Annotated in this window: 1 protein-coding gene; it reads left to right on the top strand. The window is 54.8% G+C overall.

What is annotated here, in order from left to right; all coding sequences use genetic code 11:
• Window positions 1-127: 127 nt before the first annotated feature.
• Window positions 128-1182: VapE domain-containing protein (locus EII14_RS08985; RefSeq protein ID WP_158608368.1), on the top strand; the 1055-nt coding region annotated here is incomplete at its 3' end.

The raw sequence follows: 1182 nt of genomic DNA, 5'->3' as shown, positions 1-1182 counted from the left end.
TTTTCTTTTTCCCTATATCCATAGAGGCGGCTTCTCTCAACTCATCGACAAGAGCCCCTCTGTTTGATTGCTTGAAAAACATCTCTAATTTTAATCACATCATTCAATGTCTGAAAAAATCCGTATTATGCAACAACTTGTTCATCGCATCGCCCGTCACCTCTTTCAAGGTGTGCGCACGCTGTTTAGACCTCGCCCTTCATTCGCCAAAAAGCCTCGGCACGACACCTCGCTTCCCTCAAACTCTCTTCTTTCCAAAAAGAAAACCGCCGATCTTCACCGGCGATTGTTTGAACACTTCCAAAAACAATATGATTTCCGTTTCAATCTGCTCACCGAGGAAGCCGAATTTCGCCTCAAAGACAGCGATCTTCCTTTCCGCACCGTCGATCGCCGGGTTTTCAACACACTCACCATCGATGCCGTCGATAATGGGCTCGGAGCGTGGAGCGTGGACGTGGAGCGGCTGCTGCATTCGGAGTGGCTTCCTCTTCATCCCCCTCTGGCCGACTACATGAATCGCCTGCCCGAATGGGACGGTGAAGATCGCATCCTGCCCCTTGCCCGTCGCATCTCCTCTCTTCCCGTTTGGGAAAAGGGTTTTCGCGTTTGGCTGCGCAGTCTTGCGGCACAATGGCTGGGGCTTCCTCTCATCACGGCCAATGCGCTCGTCCCCCTGCTCGTCAGTCAGTCGCAAGGGTTGCGCAAAAGCACCTTTTGTCGATCGCTCATGCCGCCCGCTCTCGCCGACTACTACACCGAGCACCTCCACCTCACCACCACCGGCAGCGTCGAGGCTCAAATGACCAAACTCGGACTGATCAACCTCGACGAGTTTGACCGTTTCACGGCTCGCCAGATGTCCATGCTCAAAAATCTCCTTCAACTCCCCCGCATCTGTCGGCGTCGTGCCTATCGTCAGCAATATCTTTCGCTTTCTCGCACGGCCTCTTTCATCGCCACGAGCAACGAGGTGCAACTGCTGACCGACCTGACCGGCTCCCGTCGTTTTCTCTGCATCGAGGTGGTTGCTCCCATCGATTGTTCCGACATCGACCACGCCCAACTTTATGCGCAGCTCCGTGCCGAACTCTCCGCCGGACTTCCCACGCATCTCACGCGTGAAGAGGAGGCGGAGCTCCAAGCTCACAACCGGGCATTCCAAATCACTTCTCCCGCGGC

The organism is Alloprevotella sp. OH1205_COT-284 (assembly GCF_003859795.1).
Lineage (GTDB): Bacteria > Bacteroidota > Bacteroidia > Bacteroidales > Bacteroidaceae > Alloprevotella.
Note: the sequence above shows the minus strand (reverse complement) of the source record. Positions and strands in the feature narration are given on the sequence as shown.